At 37.0% G+C, this 26,292-nt stretch carries 29 protein-coding genes; 8 read left to right on the forward strand and 21 right to left on the reverse strand.

The genetic code is table 11. The annotated features are described in order from the left end of the window. Nucleotides 1–20 precede the first annotated feature (20 nt). The 3 genes from O7776_RS12585 to O7776_RS12595 all read right to left on the reverse strand — a co-directional run bounded on the left by O7776_RS12585 (nt 21) and on the right by O7776_RS12595 (nt 3,889). The gene (locus tag O7776_RS12585) at nt 21–986 is read right to left on the reverse strand and encodes a PstS family phosphate ABC transporter substrate-binding protein (RefSeq protein ID WP_274307395.1); all 966 of its coding nucleotides are present in this window, start codon (nt 984–986) and stop codon (nt 21–23) included. A 221-nt stretch (nt 987–1,207) separates the two neighbouring features. After that, nucleotides 1,208–1,621, reverse strand: coding sequence for a response regulator (locus O7776_RS12590; protein WP_274307396.1), 414 nt, complete (start codon nt 1,619–1,621; stop codon nt 1,208–1,210). A gap of 54 nt (nt 1,622–1,675) precedes the next feature. Next, nucleotides 1,676–3,889 (reverse strand): peptidoglycan D,D-transpeptidase FtsI family protein, encoded by a 2,214-nt coding sequence (locus tag O7776_RS12595; RefSeq protein WP_274307397.1) that lies wholly within the window; start codon nt 3,887–3,889, stop codon nt 1,676–1,678. Nucleotides 3,890–4,076: 187 nt separating this feature from the next. Here O7776_RS12595 and crcB (O7776_RS12600) point away from each other — a divergent pair, with 187 nt between their 5' ends. Next, entirely contained in the window at nt 4,077–4,445 is a 369-nt protein-coding gene (gene crcB / locus O7776_RS12600) for a fluoride efflux transporter CrcB (RefSeq protein ID WP_274307398.1), read from the forward strand. After that, nucleotides 4,442–4,780: a fluoride efflux transporter CrcB gene (gene crcB, locus O7776_RS12605; protein WP_274307399.1), complete on the forward strand. Its 339-nt coding sequence runs from the start codon at nt 4,442–4,444 to the stop codon at nt 4,778–4,780. Before crcB (O7776_RS12600) ends, crcB (O7776_RS12605) begins: the two co-directional genes overlap by 4 nt. Before the next feature lie 38 nt (nt 4,781–4,818). Here crcB (O7776_RS12605) and O7776_RS12610 read toward each other — a convergent pair whose 3' ends face one another. Together O7776_RS12610 and O7776_RS12615 are read right to left on the reverse strand one after the other, a co-directional pair. Beyond that, complete coding sequence (locus O7776_RS12610) at nt 4,819–5,262, reverse strand: universal stress protein (RefSeq protein WP_274310501.1); 444 nt, start codon at nt 5,260–5,262, stop codon at nt 4,819–4,821. A gap of 401 nt (nt 5,263–5,663) precedes the next feature. Continuing rightward, a complete protein-coding gene (locus O7776_RS12615) occupies nt 5,664–6,422 on the reverse strand; it encodes an SDR family oxidoreductase (protein ID WP_274307400.1) in 759 nt (252 codons plus the stop codon). A gap of 156 nt (nt 6,423–6,578) precedes the next feature. On the opposite strand from O7776_RS12615, the gene O7776_RS12620 reads away from it, so the two are divergent. Then, nucleotides 6,579–7,145, forward strand: coding sequence for a TetR/AcrR family transcriptional regulator (locus O7776_RS12620; protein ID WP_274307401.1), 567 nt, complete (start codon nt 6,579–6,581; stop codon nt 7,143–7,145). A gap of 34 nt (nt 7,146–7,179) precedes the next feature. On the opposite strand, the gene O7776_RS12625 is transcribed toward O7776_RS12620, so the two are convergent. The 3 genes from O7776_RS12625 to O7776_RS12635 form a co-directional block, all read right to left on the reverse strand. Beyond that, the gene (locus tag O7776_RS12625) at nt 7,180–7,617 is read right to left on the reverse strand and encodes a DUF1801 domain-containing protein (protein WP_274307402.1); all 438 of its coding nucleotides are present in this window, start codon (nt 7,615–7,617) and stop codon (nt 7,180–7,182) included. A 212-nt stretch (nt 7,618–7,829) separates the two neighbouring features. Further along, entirely contained in the window at nt 7,830–8,435 is a 606-nt protein-coding gene (locus tag O7776_RS12630; protein WP_274307403.1) for a superoxide dismutase, read from the reverse strand. Nucleotides 8,436–8,636: 201 nt separating this feature from the next. Further along, a complete protein-coding gene (locus O7776_RS12635) occupies nt 8,637–9,116 on the reverse strand; it encodes a DUF456 domain-containing protein (RefSeq protein ID WP_274307404.1) in 480 nt (159 codons plus the stop codon). Nucleotides 9,117–9,942: 826 nt separating this feature from the next. Between O7776_RS12635 and O7776_RS12640 the strand changes: the two genes are divergently transcribed. The 4 genes from O7776_RS12640 (at nt 9,943) to O7776_RS12655 (ending at nt 12,688) form a co-directional block, all read left to right on the forward strand. Beyond that, on the forward strand, nt 9,943–10,452 hold the full coding sequence (locus tag O7776_RS12640) for a DUF1189 family protein (RefSeq protein ID WP_274307405.1): 510 nt from the start codon (nt 9,943–9,945) through the stop codon (nt 10,450–10,452). Between the two features lie 59 nt (nt 10,453–10,511). Next, nucleotides 10,512–10,847, forward strand: coding sequence for a hypothetical protein (locus O7776_RS12645; RefSeq protein WP_274307406.1), 336 nt, complete (start codon nt 10,512–10,514; stop codon nt 10,845–10,847). A gap of 131 nt (nt 10,848–10,978) precedes the next feature. Then, the gene (ispG, locus tag O7776_RS12650) at nt 10,979–12,094 is read left to right on the forward strand and encodes a flavodoxin-dependent (E)-4-hydroxy-3-methylbut-2-enyl-diphosphate synthase (protein WP_274307407.1); all 1,116 of its coding nucleotides are present in this window, start codon (nt 10,979–10,981) and stop codon (nt 12,092–12,094) included. An 18-nt stretch (nt 12,095–12,112) separates the two neighbouring features. Beyond that, a complete protein-coding gene (locus tag O7776_RS12655) occupies nt 12,113–12,688 on the forward strand; it encodes a 5' nucleotidase, NT5C type (RefSeq protein WP_274307408.1) in 576 nt (191 codons plus the stop codon). A 50-nt stretch (nt 12,689–12,738) separates the two neighbouring features. Here O7776_RS12655 and O7776_RS12660 read toward each other — a convergent pair whose 3' ends face one another. From O7776_RS12660 to O7776_RS12720, 13 genes are all read right to left on the reverse strand, one after another. Next, the gene (locus O7776_RS12660) at nt 12,739–13,551 is read right to left on the reverse strand and encodes a C40 family peptidase (protein WP_274307409.1); all 813 of its coding nucleotides are present in this window, start codon (nt 13,549–13,551) and stop codon (nt 12,739–12,741) included. Beyond that, nucleotides 13,511–14,323 (reverse strand): serine hydrolase, encoded by an 813-nt coding sequence (locus O7776_RS12665; protein ID WP_274307410.1) that lies wholly within the window; start codon nt 14,321–14,323, stop codon nt 13,511–13,513. Before O7776_RS12665 ends, O7776_RS12660 begins: the two co-directional genes overlap by 41 nt. Before the next feature lie 5 nt (nt 14,324–14,328). Then, a complete protein-coding gene (locus O7776_RS12670) occupies nt 14,329–15,267 on the reverse strand; it encodes a S66 peptidase family protein (protein WP_274307411.1) in 939 nt (312 codons plus the stop codon). After that, nucleotides 15,264–16,217: an oligopeptide/dipeptide ABC transporter ATP-binding protein gene (locus O7776_RS12675; RefSeq protein ID WP_274307412.1), complete on the reverse strand. Its 954-nt coding sequence runs from the start codon at nt 16,215–16,217 to the stop codon at nt 15,264–15,266. Before O7776_RS12675 ends, O7776_RS12670 begins: the two co-directional genes overlap by 4 nt. Continuing rightward, nucleotides 16,210–17,256 (reverse strand): ABC transporter ATP-binding protein, encoded by a 1,047-nt coding sequence (locus O7776_RS12680; protein WP_274307413.1) that lies wholly within the window; start codon nt 17,254–17,256, stop codon nt 16,210–16,212. The genes O7776_RS12675 and O7776_RS12680 overlap by 8 nt, the downstream gene beginning before the upstream one ends. 15 nt (nt 17,257–17,271) lie before the next feature. Then, complete coding sequence (locus tag O7776_RS12685; RefSeq protein ID WP_241368734.1) at nt 17,272–18,246, reverse strand: ABC transporter permease; 975 nt, start codon at nt 18,244–18,246, stop codon at nt 17,272–17,274. Continuing rightward, complete coding sequence (locus O7776_RS12690) at nt 18,246–19,190, reverse strand: ABC transporter permease (protein ID WP_274307414.1); 945 nt, start codon at nt 19,188–19,190, stop codon at nt 18,246–18,248. Before O7776_RS12690 ends, O7776_RS12685 begins: the two co-directional genes overlap by 1 nt. Before the next feature lie 93 nt (nt 19,191–19,283). After that, nucleotides 19,284–21,113, reverse strand: a complete 1,830-nt coding sequence (locus tag O7776_RS12695) for a peptide ABC transporter substrate-binding protein (protein WP_274307415.1) — start codon at nt 21,111–21,113, stop codon at nt 19,284–19,286. A 50-nt stretch (nt 21,114–21,163) separates the two neighbouring features. Then, nucleotides 21,164–22,225 carry a dipeptide epimerase gene (locus O7776_RS12700; RefSeq protein ID WP_274307416.1) on the reverse strand — a complete coding sequence of 354 codons (1,062 nt, stop codon included), beginning with the start codon at nt 22,223–22,225 and terminating at the stop codon, nt 21,164–21,166. Nucleotides 22,226–22,238: 13 nt separating this feature from the next. After that, a complete protein-coding gene (locus O7776_RS12705) occupies nt 22,239–23,033 on the reverse strand; it encodes a M55 family metallopeptidase (protein WP_274307417.1) in 795 nt (264 codons plus the stop codon). Next, entirely contained in the window at nt 23,030–23,815 is a 786-nt protein-coding gene (locus O7776_RS12710) for a M15 family metallopeptidase (protein WP_274307418.1), read from the reverse strand. The genes O7776_RS12705 and O7776_RS12710 overlap by 4 nt, the downstream gene beginning before the upstream one ends. Before the next feature lie 156 nt (nt 23,816–23,971). Further along, nucleotides 23,972–25,015 (reverse strand): DmpA family aminopeptidase, encoded by a 1,044-nt coding sequence (locus O7776_RS12715; protein WP_274307419.1) that lies wholly within the window; start codon nt 25,013–25,015, stop codon nt 23,972–23,974. A 244-nt stretch (nt 25,016–25,259) separates the two neighbouring features. Continuing rightward, a complete protein-coding gene (locus tag O7776_RS12720; protein ID WP_274307420.1) occupies nt 25,260–25,388 on the reverse strand; it encodes a hypothetical protein in 129 nt (42 codons plus the stop codon). Nucleotides 25,389–25,642: 254 nt separating this feature from the next. On the opposite strand from O7776_RS12720, the gene O7776_RS12725 reads away from it, so the two are divergent. Beyond that, nucleotides 25,643–26,128 carry a 23S rRNA methyltransferase gene (locus tag O7776_RS12725; RefSeq protein WP_274307421.1) on the forward strand — a complete coding sequence of 162 codons (486 nt, stop codon included), beginning with the start codon at nt 25,643–25,645 and terminating at the stop codon, nt 26,126–26,128. Nucleotides 26,129–26,292: the final 164 nt, after the last annotated feature.

Raw genomic sequence — 26,292 nt, forward strand, 5'->3', positions numbered from 1 at the left:
TTCCGCTGAAACAAGTTAAATTACTTTAAGCCTTCTAACACTTTTAAGCTAGCTTCGTATTTATCAGCAGGTAAGCTTACATAACCTACAACTTCTGCCATTTCACCAGCATTCTCAAGTGTAAATTTCATAAAGTCAAATGTTGCTTCATTGTCTTTTAGTGCGCTGTTTTTCACGTATACAAATAACGGACGTGATAATGGTGAGTATTCACCTGATTCAATTGTTTCGTTTGTTGGCTCAACACCTTCTACTGAAACAACTTGTAATTTATCTTTATTTTCTAAGTAGTAAGCATAACCAAAGTAACCAATTGCGTTTACATCACCTGTTACACCTTGTACTAAAACGTTGTCATCTTCTGAAAGCATAGCGTCTTTTGCGATATCTTCACCATCTAAGATCACTTCATCAAAGTAGTCATACGTACCTGAATCAGAACCTGGTGAGTAATAAACGATTTCTTCAGCTGGCCAAGATGGGTCGATATCAGACCATTTTTTCTTAGTACCATCTTCAATCCAAATTTTCTTTAATTGATCAACTGTTAGGTTTTTCGCCCATGTGTTATCTGGGTGAACTACAACTGATAATCCATCATAAGCTACTTCAAATTCCGTGTATTCTATTCCTGCATTTTTTAATTCTTCCGCTTCTGTGTCTTTAATTGGACGTGATGCGTTTGAGAAATCTGTTTCACCATTGATGAACTTTTCGAAACCGCCGCCTGTACCAGATACACCAACTGCTACACGAACATCTTTTTGTACTGCTGCATATTCTTCAACTAATGCTTCTGTAATAGGCGCTACTGTTGATGAACCATCACCTACTACATTGCCTGTTAATTGTGCTGTACCAGTCTCAGCTTGCTCTGTGCTATTTTCAGCTGATGTTGATGAGGTATCTTCACTGTCGCTACATGCTGCTAAAAATAATGCCGATCCTAGTAATGCTGTTGATGTTAAGTACTGCCACTTTTTCATTTGTTTTTCCTCCGCTTGTTTAAAGAATTGTTTTCCTTACAATTCAAACTATAAAGCGAATTTATTGAGTTCATATATTCGATTGGTAAAGTGAATGTAAATGATTGTAAACAAAAAAGACAATTTGCAAATTTCTTTAGCAAATTGTCTTAATCATTTAATAGTTTATCGTTTATTGTAAATATTTTAATAGATTGTATTGTTTAAATTACATAATCCTATTACTGAATCTTCTTTACATCTTTTATATCGAATAACTTTACTTCATGCTCCGTAACAGTTGATGCAACTTTTTTAGTTTTTACTGTATGTACGTTTAACAAGATCGTTTTGGCATCACGTTTGTTAGCATAGCCTTCGAATGTTACATTGTAATAAATAGTTCCATCACGTAATGTAACAGTTGCTTTTTTTGCATCTTTTAAATCCCTAAAAAATGAATATGCCTGAACATTTCGCTCTCGTTCAGCACGTACAAGTCTTGGCTCTAGCACATATAATAGTACTTGGAAAATAGCGACATATAGTATCGTCATCACGATTATTAACCAAATCGACATTTCCATGAAAGCTAAAATAATCGCATTACTAAGTGCACCAACAATAACAATTCCTTGCATTACCTTTTTACGCATAATACTCTCCTTGAAAAAGCTCCTGTAGCATATTCACTACAGGAGCCCTGTTATTTATTCAGTAACTTTTTCTACTTCTTCATCCTCAGATAATTTTTCATCTGAATCTTTAATAATTGGTTTTTCAACTTTACTAGTAGAAATACCTTCTTCTACATATTTATTTTTCAATTCAAAATACGCATCTAAAAACTCTCTTGCTGTCAAATTCGCATGAGGTAAGTAATTACTATCACTAAAATTCGTCGTTGCCCACGGATAAATAATCGCATACGCAATTTCTGGATCCTCAAACGGTGCATATCCTACATTAACGATATTAATCGTATCCGTACCATATTTCTCTTTTTGAGGTCCATAATAAACTACTTGCGCTGTACCAGTTTTACCGGCGGCTGTGTAATCTGCAGTTTCAAATTGTCTACGTGCTGACCCTTTTGAGCCAAAATAAACGCGACGTAGGCCTTCTTGAACTTGTTGAATTTCTTCTTCACTATTTTCAATACGGTTTAAAATTGTAGGTGTTACTTCATCAACTACTTGACCTAAATTTTCACCATCTGGAGAAGGTTTACGAATTTCTTTTAGCAAGCGAGGTTGAATGCGATAGCCTCCATTGGCAATCGTCGAAATATACTGCGCTAATTGCATCGTTGTATACGTATCAAACTGACCGATTGCTAAGTTTAATAATTTTACATCTGTATCTGGATCAGCTTGATAGCCGATTGCTTCACCAGGTAAATCAATACCAGTAGGAACACCTAAGCCAAACTGTGCATATTGATTTCTCATTGTTTGCAATGTACCTTTATCTAAACTAAAACGTGCGCCAGGTGTATACGTACGCCCCCCTATACCCATTGCAATTTTAAACATGTAAACATTTGATGAACGCTCAAGTGCAGTTAAATCGTCCACCATCACACTGCCTGTTTTGTTGAATAATGAGTTTAATGTTATATTCCCTATATGCATTGGAGCATCGAGCATGACAGAACCTGGTTTAATCACGTCTTCATTATACCCCATTAATACCGTTGCAGCTTTAACAGCAGAGCCCGCCTCATAAGCAGTTGTAAAAGTACCATAAGAATAGTCGACAATGTATGGCTTGCCTGTTTCTTTATCCTTTTCGATTTTCTTACCAACTACTGAGAGCAGTTCACCCGTTTTTGGATTCATAGCTACCATAAAAGCACGATCTAATAAATCGGAGCCCCCTCTAGATTTTAATTCTAGTAATTGGCGCTCAACAATTTCTTCCGCCTTTTTTTGTAATTCATTATCAATTGTTGTAACTAAATCCTTACCTGGTTCCCCTTCGAACGTCGTCATCGTCTCCACAACTTGACCTTTTTTGTTCGTTACGTTTTTAACAACGGATTTTTCCCCTTGTAAAATGTCTTCGTATTGTGCTTCAAAATAAGATTCTCCAACACGATCATTTCGAGAATAATCACGTGCTAAATAGTGATTTAGCTGCGACTTGGGAACCCCTTTACTTGGGATTGTTGTACGCCCTAAAACTGCTAGTGGCGTTAATCGAACACGTTTCCAATCCGTTGTTGTATTGACACCTGGTAACTCAGAAAGCTGTTCAGAGACACGTGCAAACTCTTCATCTGATACATTTTCACCTTTAATAATCTGTGGTGATAAGTTGTAACCTGTCATCATTTCACGATAGATGGCTAACACTTCTAAATCAAAATCAGATAACTGTGCAAGCTCCGCATCAGTAATACGTTCACGAATACGTTTGTCATATTCCTGATTGATTTCTTTTGTTTCCAATTCTTCATTTTGATTTCGGAATTCCGTCATTTCTTGTTCTGTTACTTTCGCCTTGGCATCATCAGGGTTACGTAAAATCCAGAAATCCAGTTTATCGCGTTGTGTTACTTTTTCAGTTGGTTGTTCGATTAAACCAGCAAGTTTTTCTGCAATTTCAAGCATTTCAGATGATTTTGTCGTTTGCATTTTTGTGTAAGTAATAGCATTTTCGGGCTGATTATCTACTAAAATCCTTCCATAGCGGTCAAAAATGCGCCCACGCGGTACACTTGTATTGACACGTACTTCTTCTGTACGCTCAAGCGCGCGCACATAATCTTCACCTTTTACAATTTGTAAATATCCTAAACGGAAAATTAAAATAGAGAAAAGGACAAATATCGAAAAGAAAAGGACGTTCATCCGAAATGTTAGACTAGCACGTTGTTGCGCTTTTGGATTCGGCTTACGATTTTGCGTTATTTTTCGCAAAAGAAACTCCCCTTTCTTAGTTGTGTATTAGCTGTTTAATACTTAGTCATACCTTTAAGTATAACACCCGAAACAGCTTGAAAAAAGAGGTGACTTCGCAAATGTTCACCTTTTAGACGGACAATATAAATAAAAGTTTCCATTTTGAATCAACTTGCGTGAAAATAATCATAATGAGGTGATAAAATTGAATAGTTTAGCTGTTGGAATTGGTGGTATGCTAGGCTCCATGACACGTTATATGCTTAGTGACATCTTTCCGTCAAATGGAGGATTTCCATACATAACCATGCTCATTAACTGGAGTGGTAGCCTGTTATTTGCATTTATTTTTGTAAAACTATCTACAAAAAAGGAATGGTTAAAGCTCGGTACTACTACCGGCTTTTTAGGTGGCTTTACAACATTTTCGACGTTTAGTGTTGAGGCCATTCAATTAGTAGAGCAGCAGTTACTTGGGCAAGCATTTTTATACTGTTTAGCAAGCATAATTGGTTCAATAGCTTGTTGTTATTTTGCTTACCGCTTCGTTACTAAAGGAGTGAAAACAGATTGATTGCAGTAGCAATTGGTGGATTTTTTGGCGCTATTTTACGATTTAAAGTGAGCCAATGGAGTCAAAAGAAATTAAAGCAAGAAAAGTTTTTTGCGACATTTTTGGTGAATATAATAGGCTCATTTTTACTTGGGATATTCGTCGGAGGGGCATACATTAATTTTTTTACACAGCTCATTGCTATTGGCTTTTTAGGCGCTTTTACAACATTTTCAACTTTTTCATTTGAGATCGTGCAATTAATAGAAGAACGACGAGTGAAAACCGCGCTTCTTTACGCTATTAGCTCGTGCATTGTGAGTATTACTTTTGCAAGTATTGGATATCTATTATAAAAAAGGAAGTGACATTTAGATAGTCACTTCCTTTTTCACTATAAATTACGTACAACAAGTACATCGCATTTTGCCATATGAACTATCGATTCTGATACAGAGCCCATTAAAATTCGTTCGACCTCACCTTTTCCTGTTACCCCACAAATGATTAAATGGATTTGCTTTGCCTTTGGGATATCTCTAGCAATAATTTGGCGCGGGGCTCCGTATTCTATAATCATTTCCACATTTTCTAAACCTGCTTCTTTTGCCATTGCAATATGCGAGTTTAGCAATTCAGTTGCAAGATCGTATGCCCTGTCGACCATGTTTAAGTTGTATGATTCATAGAAAGCAAAAGACCTCGTATCAATGACATGGACAACATATAACTTCGAGTTGAAATTATAAAGAGCCACTTGAATAGCACGCTTAAATGCAAGCTTCGATTCATTTGATTCATCAACCGCAACCAAAATATTTTTGTATGTTAAGCTCAGAAAAACGCCTCCTTTTACTCAATACTAATTAATTACCCTATGAGATTTATATGTAAGACATTAATCAATTACGCCTCGGCGTAATTGCGTCCAGATTTTTTCAAGCTCGCTTGAAAAACTCCCGTAAAAAATCTGTGACATCCGACGGGGCTTAACATGATTCAGCGCTGAAACAAGGTAAAAATAACAAAATGCTTGTCCAGAAGTGATTTCTGAACAAGCATTTATAGCCGAGGTTGGAGGCTAGCACGAAGCTAGTTATGAATGCATTGTCACAAGAAATGGCGTGTTATGCATTTGTTTTTTACTTACTACTTTCGCGTAAAGCGGATAATTCACACATAAAAGGGGCACTGTCCAAAAAGTAATCACTTTTTGGAAGCCCCCCTCTTCAAAAAATATTAATAAGTTGTCCAACCTGCATCGGCAGTAATGATTTGACCGTTAATAAAGCTCGAATCGTCAGAGCCTAAGAATACTGCTAATTGTGCGATTTCTTCTGGTTGTCCAGCTCGTGGAATTAATCCTGAACCTTTTTGCTGCTGAGCTGCACCATACTGACTAATATTTTGCATAGATTGTTGAATATTTGTCATTACTGCACCTGGTGCGATACCGTTTACACGAATACCAGATTGAGAATACATGAACGCTGTATTTTTCGTTAAACCAACAACCGCGTGTTTTGAAGCTGTATATGCTGCACCTGCACGACCACCGTTTAAACCACCTGCAGAAATGTTGTTTACAATGATACCTGATCCTTGTTTTAGGAACATATCCATTGCAATACGCATTGATTTCATTACTGCAGTAGTGTTCACTGCAAAAATCATATCCCAACGTGCGTCTGTAATTTCGTTAACCGGCTCAAAACCATCCATAATTCCCGCATTGTTTACTAAAATATCTAACTTACCATAGTTTTCAACTGTAGCATCGAACAATTTTTGTAAATCTTCGTCTTTTGCTACGTTTGTAGTGATTGCAAATGCAGTACCACCGTTTGTAACAATTTCATCTGCAACAGTTTTTGCACCTTCTTCATTTAAATCAGAAACTACTACTTTTGCACCTTCTTTTGCATAGGCTTCAGCAATTGCTTTTCCCATACCAGATGCTGCACCAGTTACGATTGCTACTTTATCTTGTAATTTCATGTAAATATTCCCCTTTTCGTTGAATTTTATTGTACAACTGTTCAATAAAAATTATAATCGAAGCAATATACTTACACAAACAACATAATATTTGATTTATGTTCTTTATTAAACATATTTATAAATTTCTGTACAATAAGGAGAAAAATAATTTTTATGGATTTACGTGTAAAAAAGACACATAATAATATTCAGCAAGCCCTTCTCGTTTTATTAAAACAAAAGTCACTCGAAGATATTTCAATTGCAGAACTTTGTCGCATCGCTGAAATCAATCGCGGGACATTCTATTTACATTATAAAAACGTTCATGCTGTATTTGAACGCTATTTTAATGAAATTGTGGATGATTTAAAAACATCGTATGAGCTGCCATACGATTTAACACGAGATAACATTTCAAATATCACACCTGAAATGATAAAAATTTTTCACCATGTGAATAAGTATGAAGCCTTTTACCGCATTGTATTTGATGAAAAAATTCCGCTGAACTACTACAAAATGCTTTTTGAAACAATTCGTTCGTTTATAAAATCGTATCACAACCATCATTTAATCAATTTAACCGATGATGAGCTTGAATTTTTCTTGAGCTATACCTCCAATTCAATAATAGGGGTTATTTTACAATGGCATTATAATGATTACAAGCAAACACCTAAGCAGCTAAATGAAATATTAATGAAGCTTATTAAACTTAAACAATTTGATTTAAACTAAAAAAAGTCGCCTAATTGTTGGCGACTTTTTTTGTTTAACGTGCAAGTTCTTTTTCATATAATGTAATCCAGTTCTCTGGTGTCATCTTTTGACAGAGCTGTCCAATTAACTCATATGGAATATGCTTTGTTGATGTCCAGCGAATACAGCTTTTTCCCATATTTAATTTTGTCGGAACTACTTTGGCATATTCCTCTTGAAACCATGTAAGCAATTGTGGGTCACTATAGATTCCCATATGATACAACGCAATATGACGTTTCTGTGGTGCAATCGCTAAAAATGGTAGTGGTGTATTTGGTGTACAGTGATAACCGTTTGGATATGTAGCAAGTGGTACACTATAGGCCATCATATTTCGATCCAATGATTTTTCAAAACCTTGTGGTAAATTTTCTTCAATTGTTATCATTAGTTTCACGAAGGCATCATGCCATTTTTCATCAATTTGCGCAATAAATTCATCGAACAATTTCAGTCCCCCTTTTCTGATAGTAAATTGAGCGTATCAAAAAATTTACATTCTGAACAGAAAAAACGCATGAGAACGAAATGTCTCATGCGTTTTGATAAGCTGTTATTTTGCACCTATTATTTCAGCTCTCGGTACAAAACTACATTCATTTTGCACCTGTCGCTTTGCTTTCGGTGCAGATATAATTATATTTGAAGTTTCAAATATAATTATTTAGCAGCGTTGAATTTAGCTTCAACAACATCCCAGTTTACTACATTCCAGAAAGCACCGATGTAGTCTGGACGACGGTTTTGGTAATTTAAGTAGTAAGCGTGCTCCCAAACGTCTAAGCCTAATACTGGCGTTTTACCTTCCATAACTGGAGAGTCTTGGTTTGGTGTAGAAGTTACAGCAACACCATCACCGTCAACGATTAACCAAGCCCAGCCTGAACCGAAACGAGTAGTTGCAGCTTTTGCGAACTCTTCTTTGAAAGCGTCGAAAGAACCGAATTTAGCATCGATAGCAGCTGCTACGTTGCCTACTGGTGTGTTTGAACCGCCTGGAGCGATTACTTCCCAGAATAATGTGTGGTTAGCATGTCCGCCACCATTGTTACGAACAGCAGCTTGTTTGTCAGCTGGTAAAGCGTTGATGTCAGCGATTAATTCGTTGATGTCTTTATCAGCATATTCAGTGCCTTCTACAGCAGCGTTTAAGTTTGTTACGTAAGTGTTGTGGTGTTTAGAGTGGTGAATTTCCATTGTTTGTGCATCGATATGTGGTGCTAAAGCATCGTATGCGTAAGTTAATTCTGGTAATTTGAATGCCATAATTTATTCCTCCCTGGAACAATAAGTTTAATGTTGATTACAGTACTAGGTTATCAAAAACTGACATGGCATTCAATGAAAAAATAAACAATTCAGCCTTTTGACCGAAGAAGCTTTTTCATTAAATCCTCACCTGTTAGTAATCCTTTCCATACCTAGTGTATGCTAAGTATCAACTACTTTTCAAATAATAGGCTCACATTATATGGCAATAAAGAAAATGACGATCATAATTACCTGTAAAACCCCTTTTGTTGCAACTGAAGTCAAAAAACCAACAACCGATCCTACCCCAACCTTTACTGCCTTTTTAAAGTCCGTACGATCTACAAGTAATTCGCCAATGATTGCGCCAAGAAACGGCCCTACAATAATCCCAGCAAACGGAATTACAAATGGACCTATAAGTAATCCAATAGTTGATCCCCACATTCCCGCCTTGGAACCACCGAATTTTTTTACCCCAACTAAATTAGACACTGTATCTGCCACAAATAATAGAGCGACAAACAGTAATTCAATTAGCCAAAACCACCATGGGAGCTCACTAAAACTATTAAACAATCCGTACACAATAAATCCACCTAATAAAAACAGTACAGATGGAATAATCGGATATATTAAACCAACAAATGCGATAATAAACAGCCCAATGATGAGTGTCCATGCTACAATCTCCAAAACAACACTTCCTTCAATAATAGATTCTAACTAATAATGAGCAAATTCAATTCCAAAAAAAAAGATTAAGTACGTACAGTGTTACTTATTTTTGGCGGGCTACGGCATGACAGCATATTTAAAGTCAGCACCTTATGGCTGACTTTAAATACTGCGACGAAAGCGTAGCGACAGGAGCATTCCTGCTTCTGCGGGTAGTAAAATCGCGATTTTACTCTCCTCGGCGCAAAGAGAAATTCTAAAAATGTTTTAGAATTTCCCTTTACTACTGTCTTTAATGCCGCATGCATGGCCCGCCATACTAAAATGTTGCGTTTTAATTTAGTTAAAAGAGTCCAATGCTGCCGCTTGCGCATTCACGAGGCGGCGGGGATGCATAAAATATGTCGCTGTTTACGATCGATATTTAATATTTGTATAAAAAGTTGTTTCTGTAAATAAAAATTAAGTATTTTGATTGTCTCAAAATAAAATCACTTTTGGACGAAAGTAGACTTTATTTCAATTACAACACTCAATTCAGCACACTTCATTAAATAGCTTTGTAATAAAAGCCCACTTTAGTTATATAATAGAGTGCCGCGAAGTGAAGGGGCGGACTCCTTGGGGATAAAGCGTGTCTCCAGGAAAGCATGCCCCGTAGCGTAGCAGAACGAATTATATTATTTGCATGTACTTAATACCAGATATTGTATTGAAAAACACTCATTTTGAGTTCTAAATAACTATACGAAAGTCGAAAAGAAAAGATTCAATTTTCATGTCTTTTGTTTAATTGGGGAATTTTTCATGTTAAACTTGTTGTTAAAGGAGCCCGAGAATACATATGAAAAATATTTCGCACTTGCAGCTATTCCTAGATAGCTTAACGAATCCTAAAAAATTAGGTGCATATCGCATACTTTCGATTGGAAAAGTAATGCAATATGCCTTTTTAATGATTGCTTTACTTACTGCTTTTTCTTTTGGTCAATTTGTCAATGGCGGAACGGATGCAATCTTTGGCTATTCAGAAATAGAACAATACGCAGCCGATATTCAATGGATTGTTTATCCGATTGCTGTAGTCTTTTTATTCGTACTTAATACGAGTGTATACTTTATTAAGGTAAGCTTATATGCACTTGCTGGACAATTTTTCGTCAAACCAATGAAACGCCGTGGTGAATATCGTCAAGTATGGCGAAGTGCAGTATTTGCCTGTACATGGGCAACATTATTAACGATGATTGGAAATCTATTTCCGATTTCAGCAAACGTTATTACGCTTATCAGTATTTTTATTACGATGTTATTTATCATCATCGCGATTACAAAATATCCACTCACTAAATAATAATATGCTTCCCTCCAACATATGATTGAATTATAGATGCATATATTGGAGGGATTTTTTTGCGCTTTTTCATTGCGTCAGTCATTATATTAATTCTTGCCTTTGTGATTAAAGTTGATTTGCAACAAGGTACAATTCCTATGGCTTCTTTTTATCAAACAGAGGAAAAATGTGAGCAACAAGAAGAATTACAATATGTAGCCGTTCAAATTCAGCAAGATGATACGATTTATAGTCTATTTGCAGCAACACCCTCTCCCGTTAAAACAACATTCCCAGAACGATTATCCCAATTTTACAAACTAAATCCTCATTTACAATTACAAACGCTCATTCCCGGAAATACTGTCCTTATTCCGCTTATCTCAAATACAACAAAAATATGTGCAAATTGATTTCCTAGCGTTTCTTCCTTGTTCTTCTATTAAGACACTGATAAAATAAGGAACAGTGACGGCTTACATATCGTTTATATCTATGAAAGATAAAAACAACATTAAGAGGCCTGAAAAGGAGAGAATTTTTCATGAGTGAAATCGTTCACCGCACAAAAACGCGTCCAGTACGTGTCGGTAATTTAACAATTGGTGGCAATAACGAAGTCGTAATTCAAAGTATGTGTACGACAAAAACACATGATGTTGAAGCAACAGTTGCAGAGATTTTACGTTTAGAAGAAGCAGGTTGCCAAATCGTGCGTGTTGCCGTTCCTGATGAGCGTGCAGCATTAGCAATTCCAGAAATTAAAAAACAAATTAATATCCCATTAGTGGCGGATATTCATTTTGACTACAAATTAGCCTTAAAAGCCATTGAAGGCGGTATTGATAAAGTACGTATTAATCCAGGAAATATTGGTCGTCGCGAAAAAGTAGAAGCGGTTGTTAATGCTGCAAAAGCAAAAGGGATTCCTATCCGTATCGGTGTTAACGCTGGATCGTTAGAGCGTCATATCCTTGAAAAATATGGCTACCCTACTGCAGATGGTATGGTTGAGTCTGCATTGCACCATATTAAAATTTTAGAAGATCTAGACTTCCACGATATTATCGTATCGATGAAAGCTTCGGATGTTAACTTAGCTATTGAAGCATACGAAAAAGCAGCAAAAGCTTTTGATTACCCATTACACTTAGGAATTACAGAATCAGGTACATTATTTGCTGGTACTGTTAAATCAGCAGCTGGACTTGGTGCAATCCTTTCTAAAGGTATCGGGAATACATTACGTATCTCATTATCTGCTGACCCAGTAGAAGAAATTAAAGTTGCTCGTGAATTATTAAAATCATTCGGTTTAGCTTCAAACATGGCTACATTAATTTCTTGCCCAACATGTGGTCGTATCGAAATCGACTTAATTTCTATTGCCAATGAGGTAGAGGAATATATTTCAAAACTAAATGTACCACTAAAAGTAGCTGTACTTGGCTGTGCGGTAAATGGCCCTGGTGAAGCACGAGAAGCTGATATCGGTATCGCAGGCGCTCGCGGTGAAGGTCTGTTATTCATGAAAGGGAAAACTGTTCGTAAAGTACCCGAAGAAACAATGGTAGAAGAACTAAAAAAAGAAATCGATAAATTAGCAGCTGAAATGGTTGAAAAGCGTGAAGCCGAAGCAAAAGCTAACGCCAATGCATAAAGAAATGGAGTTATGGAAATGACGAACTTAAAGCATCGATTTGGCATAGATATTGATGGAACAGTTACATGCCCTGCTACATTGATACCTCATATAAACAAACAGTACAATATAAATATGAAGTTAGACGATGTAACTGAATACGACTTTTTAAGCGGCTTTCCATATCCGATAGATCGCAACGAATTCAATACATGGTTTAAAGAAAATGAACCGCATATGTATGAAGTGAGTGAACTTGCAGCTGATGCAAAATCTGTATTAACAAATTGGCAAAAACAGTACGAGTTATTTTACATTTCTGCTCGCGGTGAAAACGTTTTTGACATTACAAAAAATTGGTTTGACACATACAATGTCCCTTATGACCATATAGAATGTATCGGTAGTCATAAAAAAATTGAAATTGCGAAAAAACATCAAGTAGAAGCCTTTTTTGAGGATAAGCATGATAATGCAGTGGAAATTGCTGAGGAACTAAAAATTCCAGTTGTACTATTTGACACACCATATAACCGATTATCGGTTCCTAATAACGTCATTCGCGTTGCAAACTGGCAACAAGCCAATGAATGGATTCGAAAAAATTTCTAAAAAGTAAAGGTGATGGATTCTAATAAGTTTCCATCACCTTTTTCCATTCATTAAAATAAACTTCCATAGCCCGAAATCGTCGTTGCTAAATCTTCTCGATAATGATCATCTAACGGGTTAAAGCTATTCACATTTACTTCATTACCACCCAATGACGAATGAATGTATTGCTCATCCCCAATAAACAATGCTACATGCCCTGGGAAGAAAATCAAATCCCCCCGTTTTAAATTTTCACGCGCAATTTCTCGCAACGGAAATCCTTCCATTATATTGGCATCGCGGTATATATACGAGCCATTTAACATGTAGGCCATCGAGCATAAACCTGAGCAATCGATACCAAGTGGCGACTTTCCACCCCAGCGATACGGTGTTCCTAAATAACGAAACGCGGTTTGTACAACTTGTTCTCGAAATAGGTCTTCATTAGCAGTGTAAACTTTTACACGCTTTTGAATCCAACCAGTACGTACATAGCCAAATTGCCCTGTAACAAGCTGCACTTTCGCCCATGATGGTTCTAATCCTGCTTCTTCAACTATCTGAATAAATGCACCGCGCGTCAATGTGATGATCTTATCGCTTTGAATGTTTGGTCCTGTTAATACATCCGCAAAGCTTTGGATCACTACAAAATCCGCATCTGCAATCCAGCTTGTAACGATTTCTGCACCAATTGCTAAATTTGATTTTAACATGTTCCCTTCATAGCGATAAAATGTGCGAACTTTTACCCACGTTTCATCGATATCTTCCAAAATTTCTACCGGCATGCCAAATAGTGCTTCATCAACTAATTCAGAATGGCTATCCGTTTTTTCATGTAAATTGGCAATCATTACTTTTACAACTGCATTCATACTTGACCTCCATTTGACTATTCGCCTCATAAACTACTTTTGAAATTTGACCTATTAAACGCTTTGCTTGCTCATTATCAGATACTTCCGTAATGAAAACCCCGATAAAGTATGCACCTTTGTTATGAAAAACTATACCACAATCATGATCTACCGTATCTAGCCCTCCTGTTTTATGGGCTATTTTTACATCGTCCACAATATAACGTTTTAATGATTCATGACTTCGCTGACGACATAAAATATCGAAAGCGACAGCCGTCCATGTAGTGTCTAACAATTTTTCGTTATAAAGCGCTTCAAAAAGTTTTTGCATATCACGTGCTGTTGTTTCGTTGTCAAAGCCTTGCTTTTGCCGTTCGAAGTCCATCATTTTACGCTGCACTTTTGTATCATGTAAACCAATCTCTTTAAAATAAGTATTGCACGCATCCATACCTAAAAAATCAATACATGCATTCGTAGCTGTATTATCACTAGTGATGGTCATCCACAATAGCAATTCATGTAACGACACATGTTTTTGTCGTTGCTCTGTAAGTACACTAAAATCCACAAAATTTTCATCAGAAATGGCAATCAATTGTTGTAAATCGCCTTTTGTCATTTGTAAATGCTTTAAAATGGCGATTAAAATGGGCACTTTTATGACGCTTGCACTACTAAAAACATCTGAAGCTAGCTGCTCAAATAATTCGTCATTTTCATAGTGTTGCACTGAAATATGAACTTTAAACGGGCATTTTTCAATGATATTTTTTATTTGTTCCATTACCTTTACCCAACAACTTCAATCGTTTTATTTGTCGCATTGACTGTTACTTTTTTCCCTAAAGGAAGTGACATTGTCGGTAATACGTGGCCACAAGTGACATCAGCTAATATTGGAATATTTAGTGGTGATAAAATTTCATCAAATACTTGCTGAAGTGTTAAGTTGTTTTCAGGAATTTTCGTATCAAGTGGTCCACAATCTGTCCATGCACCCAAAATAATACCAACACACGCATCTAATTTACCCGCTAGCTTTAACTGTGTTAGCATTCGATCAATGCGCTGTACATTTTCATCAATATCTTCTAAAAATAATATTTTCCCGGTTAAATCTATCTCGTATGGTGTGCCTAGTGATGCTGTAACTAAAGTTAAATTACCACCAGCTAATATCCCTGTTGCAATTCCAGATGTAATGGTCCTCATCGCTTCTCCAGATTTATTTTCCAGGAAATATTGATTCCAATCTGTATTTGTCACAGTGTTCACAAAATAGTCCCACGTGTATTCATCCATCGCCGGCTTAATAAATTCTGTTGAAGGCATCGGTGTATGATACGTTACAAAGCCACATTGTTGATTGAACACAATATGTAATGCTGTAACATCACTATAGCCTGCAAATACTTTTGGGTTATTTTTAATCATTTCTAAATCGAGCATCGGCAAAATACGTGTTGCGCCATAGCCCCCACGAATGCAAAAAATACCGTCAATTGCTGGATTCGCAAACATTTCATTTAACTCTTTTGCACGTAGCGTATCACTACCAGCTAAATAACCGTGACGTGTTCGACAAGTTTCTCCGACAACTACGTTAAATCCTAATTTTTCTACCGCTTCAATCGCAGGTTGCAAACGCTCTGATGGAGTAGCTCCTGAAGCACTAATTAACGCAACGGTGTCACCCTTTTTCAATGACTTTGGAATAACTAAATTCATACTTTTGCCTCCTGACGTTTGATAACTGCGCGGTACTGTGCTTGTTCCTCTTTATTTGCTAATACAAAATGTCCTTCCTCAATTTCAACAAACTCCGGTGGGTCTGTCTCATATTGGTGTACAGTTGGATCATATACTTGTAATTTTTTCTGACGTTCTTTAATTGGGTTGGGTTCTGGAACTGCCGCTAATAACGCTTTTGTATACGGGTGTAGTGGGTTATTAAATAGCTTTTCCGTTTCACCTAGCTCAACAATTCTCCCTTTATAAATAACGGCTGTTCGATCTGTAATAAAGCGTACAATAGATAAATCATGAGCGATGAATAAATACGTTAAATCACGCTCTTGCTGTAAGCTAGAGAGCAAATTTAGCACTTGCGCACGTATTGAAACGTCTAATGCTGAAATCGGCTCATCGGCTACAACAAATTCCGGCTCCATTACTAATGCACGCGCAATTCCAATACGCTGACGCTGCCCACCTGAAAACTCATGCGGGAAACGGGAAGCAAACTCTGGCAATAAGCCTACTTCTAGTAATGCTTTTTTTACTTTTTCAATTCGCTCTTGCTCATTACTAAATTTCTTATTATTAATGATGCCTTCTGAAATAATATAATCTACTTTTGCACGCTCATTAAGTGACGCACCTGGATCTTGGAAAATCATTTGAATTTTTTGTGTAATTTCTTTATCCCATGCGCTTGAAATACGACCATTTATTTTTTTACCATGGAATAAAATTTCACCATTTGTTATCGGGTTAATACGCATAATAGCACGGCCGATTGTCGTTTTACCTGAACCTGATTCTCCTACTAAGCCGAAAGTTTCACCTTTATAAATATCAAAACTAACATTATCAACAGCTTTGAATACCTTTTTACCGCTACCAAAAATAATATCGATATTCTTTACTTCAATTAGTTTTTCGCGCTCATTACTCATGCATATATCGTCTCCCTTCCTCGAAAAATGCTTGTAACACTTCTGGAGGCTCGACTTTCGGTGCTTTCGGATCAAGTAACCATGTACGAGCAAAATGCGAATCAGTAACTTGGAAAAAGGGTGGACGTTCGACAAAATCAATTTTAAGTGCATATTGATTTCGTGGAGCAAATGCATCGCCTTTAATTTCTTTAAACAAGTTTGGTGGGGTTCCCTTAATTGAATATAACTCCTCACCTTTAACCCCTAGTTGCGGTAATGAAGATATTAACGCCCATGTATAAGGGTGCTTCGCATTAAAGAACACTTCATTCGTCTGGCCCACTTCAATAATATCCCCTGCGTACATCACAGCAATTCGGTCTGCCACTTTCGCAACAACCCCTAAATCATGCGTAATGTAGATCGTTGTTAATAAATATTTTTCTTGTAGGGTCGTTAACAGCTGTAAAATTTGTGCTTGTATTGTTACGTCAAGCGCAGTTGTCGGCTCATCACAAATTAATATTTGTGGATTACATGCGACTGCAATGGCAATAACGATTCGTTGACGCATCCCACCAGAAAATTCATGTGGAAATTGCTTGTAACGGCGTTCTACATCGTGAATTCCAACATCACGCAAAAGCTGTAATGTTGTTTCATAGGCAGCCTTACCTTTTAACCCTTGGTGAAGTACGACACTTTCTTCAATTTGCTTACCTATTGTTTTTAACGGATTTAGTGATGTCATGGGATCCTGTGTGACCATCGCAATCTTTTTGCCACGAATTTTTAACCAATCTGCTTCGGTTTTAAACTGCGCTAAATCATGACCATCATATAAAATCTTGCCAGAATCGATATAACCGTTTTTATCAAGTAAACCCATAATTGATTTTACTAATACCGATTTCCCAGAACCAGATTCCCCTACAATCGCAAGACTTTCCCCTTTATACAAATCTAGTGAAATATCACGAATGGCCGTTAATGTTTGGCCGCGCAATTTAAATTTAATGACTAAATTTTCAATCGACAAAATCTTTTCTCGTTCCATATAACGCCATCCTTTCTACACGTGGTTTTTCGGATCCGCCGCATCAGCAAATGCATTTCCGATAATATAAAAGGCAATCGTAATGACACTTAGCACAATACTAGGGAAAATTAATTGATAACGTAAATCTGGTGACATCATCAACACGCGACCTTCGTTTATTAAGTTTCCTAATGACGGTTCACTTACTGGTAAACCTAAGCCGATATACGTTAAAAATACTTCCGCACCAATCGCTGCAGGAACCGCCAAGCTCATACGTAGCATAATTACCGAGATTAAATACGGTAATAGATTTTTCAAAATGATTTTATAGCCTGGTGTTCCTAATGTTTTTGACGCTAAATTGTACTCTCGGTCACGCAAAATAACGATTTGGTTTCTTAAGAAACGCGCCATCTCAACCCAGCCGGTAATACACATCGCGATAATAATTGTCGAAATGCCAGGACGTAATATATAGGCCATTAAAATTAATACAATCGTCGTCGGAATGTTATCAACAATGTTATACAATTGCGTAATCGGCATTTCTAATTTTCGTGAATAGCCCCACAACGCACCGACTGTAAAGCCGATAATGACTTCAATAATTGCAACTGCAAAGCCAATAAATAGTGATGTACGTGTACCTTGCCAAATACGTGACCATAAATCTTGGCCAATAGAGTTTGTTCCGAAAATATATTCTTCATTTGGGGCTACATTTCGATCCTGCATACCCGTCTCTGAATTAAGATAAATTTGCGTTGGTGATTTTTGATCTGGTAAATAAGGTTGGATAAATGTAAACGCAATTAATAACACTACAAAGAATAATAAAAATACTGCAATTTTATTTTTTGTAAAGGAACGAAACGTCGAACGCCAATACGAATAATTCGAATAGGCTGTTTCTTCCGCTTTCGCATCGTCTACACCAGCAAATTCAAATAAGTGTTCGTTCGATTTATCCGAAATATTTTGAATTTCTTTCGTAAATAAGCCCATTAGCGTACACTGTCTCCCTTCCCTAGCTTAATTCGAGGATCGACAACTGCCATCAATAAGTCCCCTAAAATAAGCCCTATAATCCCTAACGAAGAAAACACTAGAACTAATCCTTGTACGACGTTATTATCTTGACGTTGAATCGCATCAACTAACAATCCACCCATCCCTGGAATCGAAAATAACGATTCAATATATATCGAACCTGTAATCGTAAATAAAATTGTTGCTGGTAAATATTGTGCCATCGGAATAAACGCATTTCGCATGACGTGGCGGAACATGATAGTACGCTCCTTTACCCCTTTTGCGCGCGCCAGTTTAATGTAATCTTTGTTCAATTCATCAACCATATAACGACGCATCCACATCGCATATGACGCAATCGGTCCAAGTGCAAGACAGATTAACGGTAATATAAAGCTTCTCGAATCGTATTCATCAAATAACATCGGTAATCCGAGCCAATCTGAAATATACATTTGAATCATTAAGAAATACACCATTGCCGGTACCGCTACAATAATAACGATATAACCCGTACCAAGACGATCTAACCAGCGCCCTTTAAATTGCGCCATTAATATTCCAAGTGGTACACCTACTAACAGCGAAAGTGCTACTGCCCCTAACCCAAATGAAATAGAATACATCATTTTATCTGCAATAATATCTACTACTGGTACATCCGTACGATATGTAATCGACTTTCCTAGATCCCCTTGGAATAAATCCACGTAAAAGTTTTTCAGCTGTACAATGAGTGGATCACGTAGACCTAAATTTGTTAAATAAACTTCTTGTTGTTCTGGCGACATTTTTTCTGCCGCTGCCCCTAAATAACCTTCATCTGGCATTAGGCGTAGCAGGGAGAAAACAATCGTAATAATAATAAATAACGTTAAAATCGATTGAGCAATTCGTTTGGCAAGATACTTTAACACGCGATTCCCTCCTTACATTTAAAATAAGAAAGGAGATGCAGAAATAATTCTGTCATCTCCTGACGTTACTACTGGTTAAAGCCCATAAAAAACTTACTTTGAAGCGTTCGCTAAAGCTTCAGCACGTTCTTTTTCCCATGCCTCTTTAGCTGATTTATACTCTTCATTGCTCATTGGCTTTTCTAGGATTGACTGACCTTTAAATTTCTCAGATGTTACACCAAATGGCGAATATTGTGATTCAAATGGATTTAATTTTGAAGCAACATAACCGCCACCACCAACAGCGTAAGGAATTACGAATGCTTCTTCAATTAAGAATGCTTCTGCTTTTGCAAATAGTTCATAGCGTTTTGCTGAATCAACTTCTGCTTTTGCAGCTTCTACTAACTTATCGTATTCACCGTTGTATCCTTCAGCTAACTCAGGCTTGTTGTAAGTACCACCTGCAGTGAATGGATCTGTGTACGTTGATGGGTCAGCAAAGTCTGGACCCCAGTTTGCTTCGATCATCGCGAATTTACCTGGACGACGCACTTCACCTAAGAAGCCTGTCGCTGGACCAGCATATAATACTACATCGATGTAATCAGCACCTAATAAGTTTTCAAGTTGTTGCTCTACGACTTGCGAACGGTTCGCCCATTCAGGTGAACCAGAGTTGTATGGTAGTACTAATTTTACTGGGAATGTTGCTTTTCCAGATAAAGCAGTCATTGCCGCTTCTTTATGCTTGATTGCTAAATCTTTGTTAAATGAATCTGTTTCAGTAATTGCTTTTAAAGGCTCTAAAACTGTGTAATCTACACCTTCAACGTCTACGAAGTTTTTCGGTGTAATTGTGTTTGATAATAAATCTTGTGGGTTGTATGGCTCAATTGTTAACATCGCCGATACACGGTCTAACGCATGGTAAAGTGATTTACGGAAATCTTTGTTGTTCACTGCTACTTTCCAGTTTTCTGGCTGATTCTCTGCATCAAATTGTGGATCAAAGTTTAATGCATAGAAGTATGTGTAGAAGTTGTTTGTATTTTGACGAACTAAATCTTTTTTGTCATCCGCATTTAACCACTCATCTAAAATAGATGTTGGGATGCTTGCGCCGTCAATTTCGCCACGTAAGAATAACTCAGGCGCAACTGTTGCTGCCTCTTTGTTATATTTGTAACGAATGCGGTCAATTTTTACATTACCTTTATCCCAGTACGTATCATTTTTCACAAGTACGCGCTCGTTTTGTGGCTCGAATTTGTCTAAAAGGTAGGCACCGTTATATAAGAATGCTTCAGCAGTTGTACCGAAAGTTTCTCCTTTTTCTGCTAAGAACTCTCCGTTAACCGGGAAGAAACATACATAGTTCAGCATTGATAGGAAGTAAGGAGTAGAGCCTTCTAATGTGTACTCTAACGTATACTTATCTACTGCCTTTACACCAACTTGTGAGAAGTCTGTTACTTCACCGTTGTAGAAAGCGTCACCGTTTTTCACAACAGTGGCAATCCATGCCGTTGAAGATTCATTTTTTGCATCAAGTACGTAGTTTAAACCGTCTACGAAGTCTTGTGCCACAACATCAGCAACTTCTTTTCCTTTATTATCTACCCACTTCACACCTTCACGAAGTTTGAATGTCCAAACCGTTGCATCTGCATTTGGCTCCCAGCTTTCTGCTAAACCTGGTTGTACAACACCGTACTTGTCATACTCAATTAAGCCGTCTACTAGGTTTGCAGCAACTGCAAATTCATTTGTTTCTGAAGTTTTTAAGTAGTTTAATGTTTTGATTTCACCAGAATACACTGTGCGGTACTCTTGCGGTTTGCCTGAATCGCCATCTTTGCCTGAATCCGCAGAATCATCGCTACAAGCAGCTAAAACTAATGCAAACATACATGCTAAAACTAATAAATATTTTTTCATGTACTTTTCCCCCATCCTTTTTCTTTTTCTTGGCTTTTAGGAGCCTATAGTTAAAATCCTAAGCCTGCGCGCTTAATCATTTGAATGGTTTCCCCTTCAAAAATCGGCCCACCTTCAATCGGATCTTTAACACAAAGACTAGGTCCATCTAAATCGACCATTGTAACGATTTTGTTAGCTGCCGCAAAATGAGCTGCCGCGCTAACACTAATTTTCGTTTCTAACATACAGCCAATCATACATTCCACACCGCTAGCCTGTGCAATATTGGCAATTTGCTGCGCCTTTGAAATGCCACCCGTTTTCATAAGTTTAATATTTATTAAATCCGCAGCACGCTTTTCGATAACCTCGATTGCCTGCTTTGGAGAAAACACACTTTCATCTGCCAAAATCGGAGTTTGTGTGTGATTTGTCACATACTGCATTCCTGCCACATTACTATAATGTACAGGCTGCTCAACTAACTCCATTTGCACCCCTGCATCTTCTAATTGACCAATTATGGATACTGCCTGTTTCGGAGTCCATCCTTGGTTAGCATCAATTCGAAGTACAATATTTGGACCTACTGCTTCGCGAATTTTTAGTATGCGGTCTACATCTCCAGCTGGATCTTTTCCTACTTTTACTTTCAAAATTGAGAAACCGCGCTTTACTGCTTCAAGGCTATCATGAACCATTTCTGTATGATTATTTACGCTAATGGTAATGTCTGTCGTTAACGATTTTTGATAGCCTCCGAGCAATTCATAGAGCGGTGCATTGTATTTCTTCGCCCATAGATCATACAGTGCAATTTCAACAGCAGCCTTTGCACTAGTATTTTGATATAAACAACTGTCTACACGGTCACATATTACCGCAATTTCTGCAATATCCATGCCATTGATTAGCGGTGCAATTACTTGTTCAATTGCAAATTGGATTGAGCCAAGTGTTTCTCCAGTAATTACATGTGTCGGCGCTGCTTCACCAATGCCTATTTGGCCATCATCCGTGTGAATTGTCACCATGACATTTTGTATACTATGTACCGTTCGTAAAGCCGTCTTAAATGGGGTAATAAGTGGTGCTTCTACTAAACCTACTTTGACATCTGTAATTTTCATGCTGCCACCTACTTTATGTTAAAAATTGTAATAAGCGTAACACTTCGAAATAATCATCCGTTTCAAACGCTACTGTATTATGTGCCTTAAATGTTGCACCTGGATAAAACGAATTGCGGTATGCTTTAATGTGATCTTTATAAATAATCTCTACGTTAAAATGCTTCGGCAATTCGAGTTGAAGTTGTTGTCGATCTACTTTCATAGCTTGCTCGATTAGTGCTTTTGTTTCTTTTAAGGTCTTCTGTGGACTAACATTTATCGTCGCATGCCCCACCCCTTCTTTTGTTGCAAACGTAACGATGTTTTCATTAAAACGAGCAATATGCTCAGTCAATGCCTGATCACCACTTACAAAGGCAACTGGCACATTGTGAATTGCTGATGCATAGGCATTAATAATAAATTCACTTGCATACTCACCATTAATTTTCACATCAGCTAATAAGCTTAGTGTATGCGCAAGCGGATTTTTTGCACTGCCACCTTCACTGTGATATCCGATAAAAATAGCTCGGTCAAAACTTTCATCTAGCCCTGCCACCATACACATTGGTTCTTGTGTCCACCCGCGAATGATTTTCACATTCTCCGGCAATTCTTCTATTAAAATATTACGCGCTGAATCATGCGCATCTTTTAATAAGATTTCAGTAGCCCCACCTGCAACCGCGCCTTCAATTGCGGCAAGCACTTCCCTTGTCATTTGCTTTTGAAACTGTAAATAGTCAGGTGAATTTAATTCCGTTTCACTCCAAACAGTCGTTCCTGTAATTCCTTCGATATCTGCGCTAATGTATACTTTCATTTGTATCGATACTCCTTTAGCTCATGTTGTTTAATTTTAGCAATGATTGGTCCATAGATTGCATTTGGCAATTTTGATTTTCTAGCCCATGTCACATTCCCAAAATCATAATGCCACCATTCTTCTTCATAATTGTGAAAGCCTACATTGGTCATGCTATGAAATAAGATCCGACGATTATTAAGGGCTTCGGTATTTTCAGCTAAATGACTTTCGAAATAGGCTGTTGCTGATTGAGCAGATGTTTCATCAAATGCCGTCCCTAAATCAAGAGGATTTCCGTTTGCATCGCCTAATGTCAAATCAATTGCTCCTCCAGTAAGATGGGGGGCGGGATATTGTGAATCCATACTTGGAAATGCAACATATTTTAATGTTTCTTCTTCAATTTGCTGTATGTTCCAGCTCGGATATTTCTTCGTTATATCACGCTTAATTTGATCAAACAGTACTTGCTGAACTTGTAGTGGTCTGAATCCGTCATAAACAATTAAGCTATATGCTTGCGGCAAACGATCAAGCGCGTGTAACAATCGATTCAATGCTTGCTCTCGTAAATATATGTCTTGCAAGCTATTGGCAATACCTTGTTTATAATAACTAGATTCGATAAAAAGTCGATTTTTTATTGGCTCAAGCTTTACTAATGGCTCTTGATTCTCAATAATCGGTGGTCGCTCACCTGCACTAGCTTTTATTGTAATTGGCTGTAAATATTTTTCTAAAATCGTTATGCACCTCGTTATATGTAATACAGTAAAACACCAGAATAATGCTAACATTTTGATTTTTCAGTATATTCATATAAAATACCACATTTTTTTCCAATGAGGAAGTTTTTTCTTGAGAATTCATTGCTATTTATAAAAATAAATTTCTATTTCTGGTCTTTACTAAAACTCAAAAGTTACATTTATATAACGCTAGAATTCATAATATTATGAATAAAATGGATATTTTTTTACGCAATTACCTTGTCTTCCAATCGTTGTTTCAGCTTGCACAAGTGAATTAATAATGGCTTCTTCGGTAGCTTCTGCAGCTGCTGTAAATAGCAAATTCATAATCGGCTGATCATCTCGTAATTGCATGCGTGTTTCGAGAATTTCTTCACTTTGATGTGAGATTTTATGCGCTATTGTAAAGCCAATCACTATATCGCCACTGCCATTTGAGAAATGACTTCCAGTTCGTCCAAGCCCAATTCCACATCGCTTAATCACACGTTTTAATTGGCGATCACTTAACGGTGCATCTGTCGCTAACACAATAATGATTGATCCATCTGTTGGCGCAATCGTTGAATCCTGTGCCGGTGTGTTTACCTGATAACGTTCCTTCATAAATTCCTCACTCGTACCAAAATTACTTAATACGAGGCATCCTACCGTATAGCTTGCATATTCAAATTCTACAATTCGCGAAGCACTGCCTATTCCGCCTTTATACCCAAAACAAACCATTCCCTTTCCTGCTCCGACCGCTCCTTCAAGTGCAACATCTGTCGTCGCATTTTCGATTGCTTCTTCGGCATGCTCTGGTTTTACTGCGCAATGTCTAATCGAATTGAGATGGCTATCATTACATTCCCCTACAACAATATTTACCGTTCCTGTCGACAAGCCAATTTCTTCATTTTGCGCTAACAAGTATTGTAAAGTTCCTTGTGTAACAGCTGGAACACTAAAAGTATTCGTCAGCATAATTGGTGATTCTAGGACACCTAGTTCATCGACTTGTACAAGCCCTGTTGTCTTTCCAAAACCATTAAGCACATAGCTAGCAGCTGTCACTTTTTCGCGAAATAGGTTACCTCCATGCGGTAAAATAGCCGTTACACCTGTGCAAGCAACATCTCCGTCATTATTTAAAGGATAATCCAATGTCACATGTCCTACTTTGACACCCATAACATCTGTAATACAATTTTTTTTACCTGACTTCAAATTGTCTATCTGTACGCCTAATTTTTGAATTTTCATATAGTTCTCCTTTTAATATGTAAATTAAATCCATATCTATCTTAATCAACAATAGCTAATTTGGATAGAGATTCGTAAATACATTTTTCACCAAATCACGAAACATGATATCTTTTCATATGTAGATTTCCTTGAAAAATTTATTCTTTTCCGAACAAAAAAAGAATTTGCCCAAAAATAATTCAGACAAATTCCTTTACGTATCTAGAAATGTTATTTGATTCAATGCCAACATCATCATAAATTATATTTCTAATATCCCTCTCGACCAACGATCTACAAAACTTTCGAACGTAATGCCGTATTTGTTATACACTTCATGATATACAAAATAAATGCCTAGTTTATCTAATAATTCATCATTAATTTTCACCGTAACAACTCCCTTAACTTTTCTTATGACGATGATGATTTTTTCTATTTCTTTGCGATAAAGTAATACTTAATTTATACCCCAAATTTCAATTTATTATTCACTTTACAAAGTCAAAAGTAAAAATTCATCATTTTCTATACCCCCTTCTCCTCGTTACAAATTTTTCACATTCTACCCAGAAATCCACCACTTAAATTGCTTGCAGTTTAGTATGATAAATTTATGGATAATGTTTATTTGGAGGGACTGGAATGAGAAAGTTAATTCCGCTGCTACTGGCAGTCATTTTATTAACAGGATGCAGCAATACGATGGAAGATATTAAGAATGCCGCATCTGGTATTAATTCTAAAGCAAATGAAGCAGCAACAGCCATTTCGATTGATGTACATACAATTCGAGCAACTGAGTTAGAATTTGACGACGAACATGTGACAATTAACGACTTATTTAAAACTATTTTACGTGATGTTCAATGGCATTATGACGAATCGAAGAACACATTGAAAATTACAGGTACATGGAAGGACAACCAGCTATTTTCCGACCAAGCTTTTACTGAACAACAAAAACAGGAATTAGTTGAAAATGGTAAAGTTACGATACTATTAAATTTTGTCGACAACAATTTATCTAAAAACGATACAACCGCACAAATGATCTTACATAACAAGCTGTTAGTAGATCAGCAAGGCGAACAATTATTACAACATTTTTATGATGTTTTTAAAAACTAATGCTCTAGGCGAGTCAAAGGTAGAATCTATCATCCTATTAACTTAAAACCGCCCCCTAATTTCAACTATAATTAATTTGTATTTATGTACTATTTAGGAAAGCTTAATTGCGTCCAGATTTTTGAGCCTTTCATACTTTGGCATTCACCCCCTACTTATAGAAG

This window comes from Solibacillus daqui, assembly GCF_028747805.1.
Lineage (GTDB): Bacteria > Bacillota > Bacilli > Bacillales_A > Planococcaceae > Solibacillus > Solibacillus daqui.

Coding starts and splice junctions, on each gene's coding strand:
- O7776_RS12585 (WP_274307395.1), bottom strand. CDS start 986: ATGAAAAAGTGGCAGTACTTAACATCAACAGCATTACTAGGATCGGCA.
- O7776_RS12590 (WP_274307396.1), bottom strand. CDS start 1,621: ATGCGTAAAAAGGTAATGCAAGGAATTGTTATTGTTGGTGCACTTAGT.
- O7776_RS12615 (WP_274307400.1), bottom strand. CDS start 6,422: ATGAAATTACAAGATAAAGTAGCAATCGTAACTGGTGCAGCATCTGGT.
- O7776_RS12620 (WP_274307401.1), top strand. CDS start 6,579: ATGGATTTACGTGTAAAAAAGACACATAATAATATTCAGCAAGCCCTT.
- O7776_RS12630 (WP_274307403.1), bottom strand. CDS start 8,435: ATGGCATTCAAATTACCAGAATTAACTTACGCATACGATGCTTTAGCA.
- O7776_RS12640 (WP_274307405.1), top strand. CDS start 9,943: ATGAAAAATATTTCGCACTTGCAGCTATTCCTAGATAGCTTAACGAAT.
- ispG (WP_274307407.1), top strand. CDS start 10,979: ATGAGTGAAATCGTTCACCGCACAAAAACGCGTCCAGTACGTGTCGGT.
- O7776_RS12655 (WP_274307408.1), top strand. CDS start 12,113: ATGACGAACTTAAAGCATCGATTTGGCATAGATATTGATGGAACAGTT.
- O7776_RS12660 (WP_274307409.1), bottom strand. CDS start 13,551: ATGAATGCAGTTGTAAAAGTAATGATTGCCAATTTACATGAAAAAACG.
- O7776_RS12665 (WP_274307410.1), bottom strand. CDS start 14,323: ATGGAACAAATAAAAAATATCATTGAAAAATGCCCGTTTAAAGTTCAT.
- O7776_RS12670 (WP_274307411.1), bottom strand. CDS start 15,267: ATGAATTTAGTTATTCCAAAGTCATTGAAAAAGGGTGACACCGTTGCG.
- O7776_RS12675 (WP_274307412.1), bottom strand. CDS start 16,217: ATGAGTAATGAGCGCGAAAAACTAATTGAAGTAAAGAATATCGATATT.
- O7776_RS12680 (WP_274307413.1), bottom strand. CDS start 17,256: ATGGAACGAGAAAAGATTTTGTCGATTGAAAATTTAGTCATTAAATTT.
- O7776_RS12685 (WP_241368734.1), bottom strand. CDS start 18,246: ATGGGCTTATTTACGAAAGAAATTCAAAATATTTCGGATAAATCGAAC.
- O7776_RS12695 (WP_274307415.1), bottom strand. CDS start 21,113: ATGAAAAAATATTTATTAGTTTTAGCATGTATGTTTGCATTAGTTTTA.
- O7776_RS12700 (WP_274307416.1), bottom strand. CDS start 22,225: ATGAAAATTACAGATGTCAAAGTAGGTTTAGTAGAAGCACCACTTATT.
- O7776_RS12705 (WP_274307417.1), bottom strand. CDS start 23,033: ATGAAAGTATACATTAGCGCAGATATCGAAGGAATTACAGGAACGACT.
- O7776_RS12710 (WP_274307418.1), bottom strand. CDS start 23,815: ATGTTAGCATTATTCTGGTGTTTTACTGTATTACATATAACGAGGTGC.
- O7776_RS12715 (WP_274307419.1), bottom strand. CDS start 25,015: ATGAAAATTCAAAAATTAGGCGTACAGATAGACAATTTGAAGTCAGGT.
- O7776_RS12725 (WP_274307421.1), top strand. CDS start 25,643: ATGAGAAAGTTAATTCCGCTGCTACTGGCAGTCATTTTATTAACAGGA.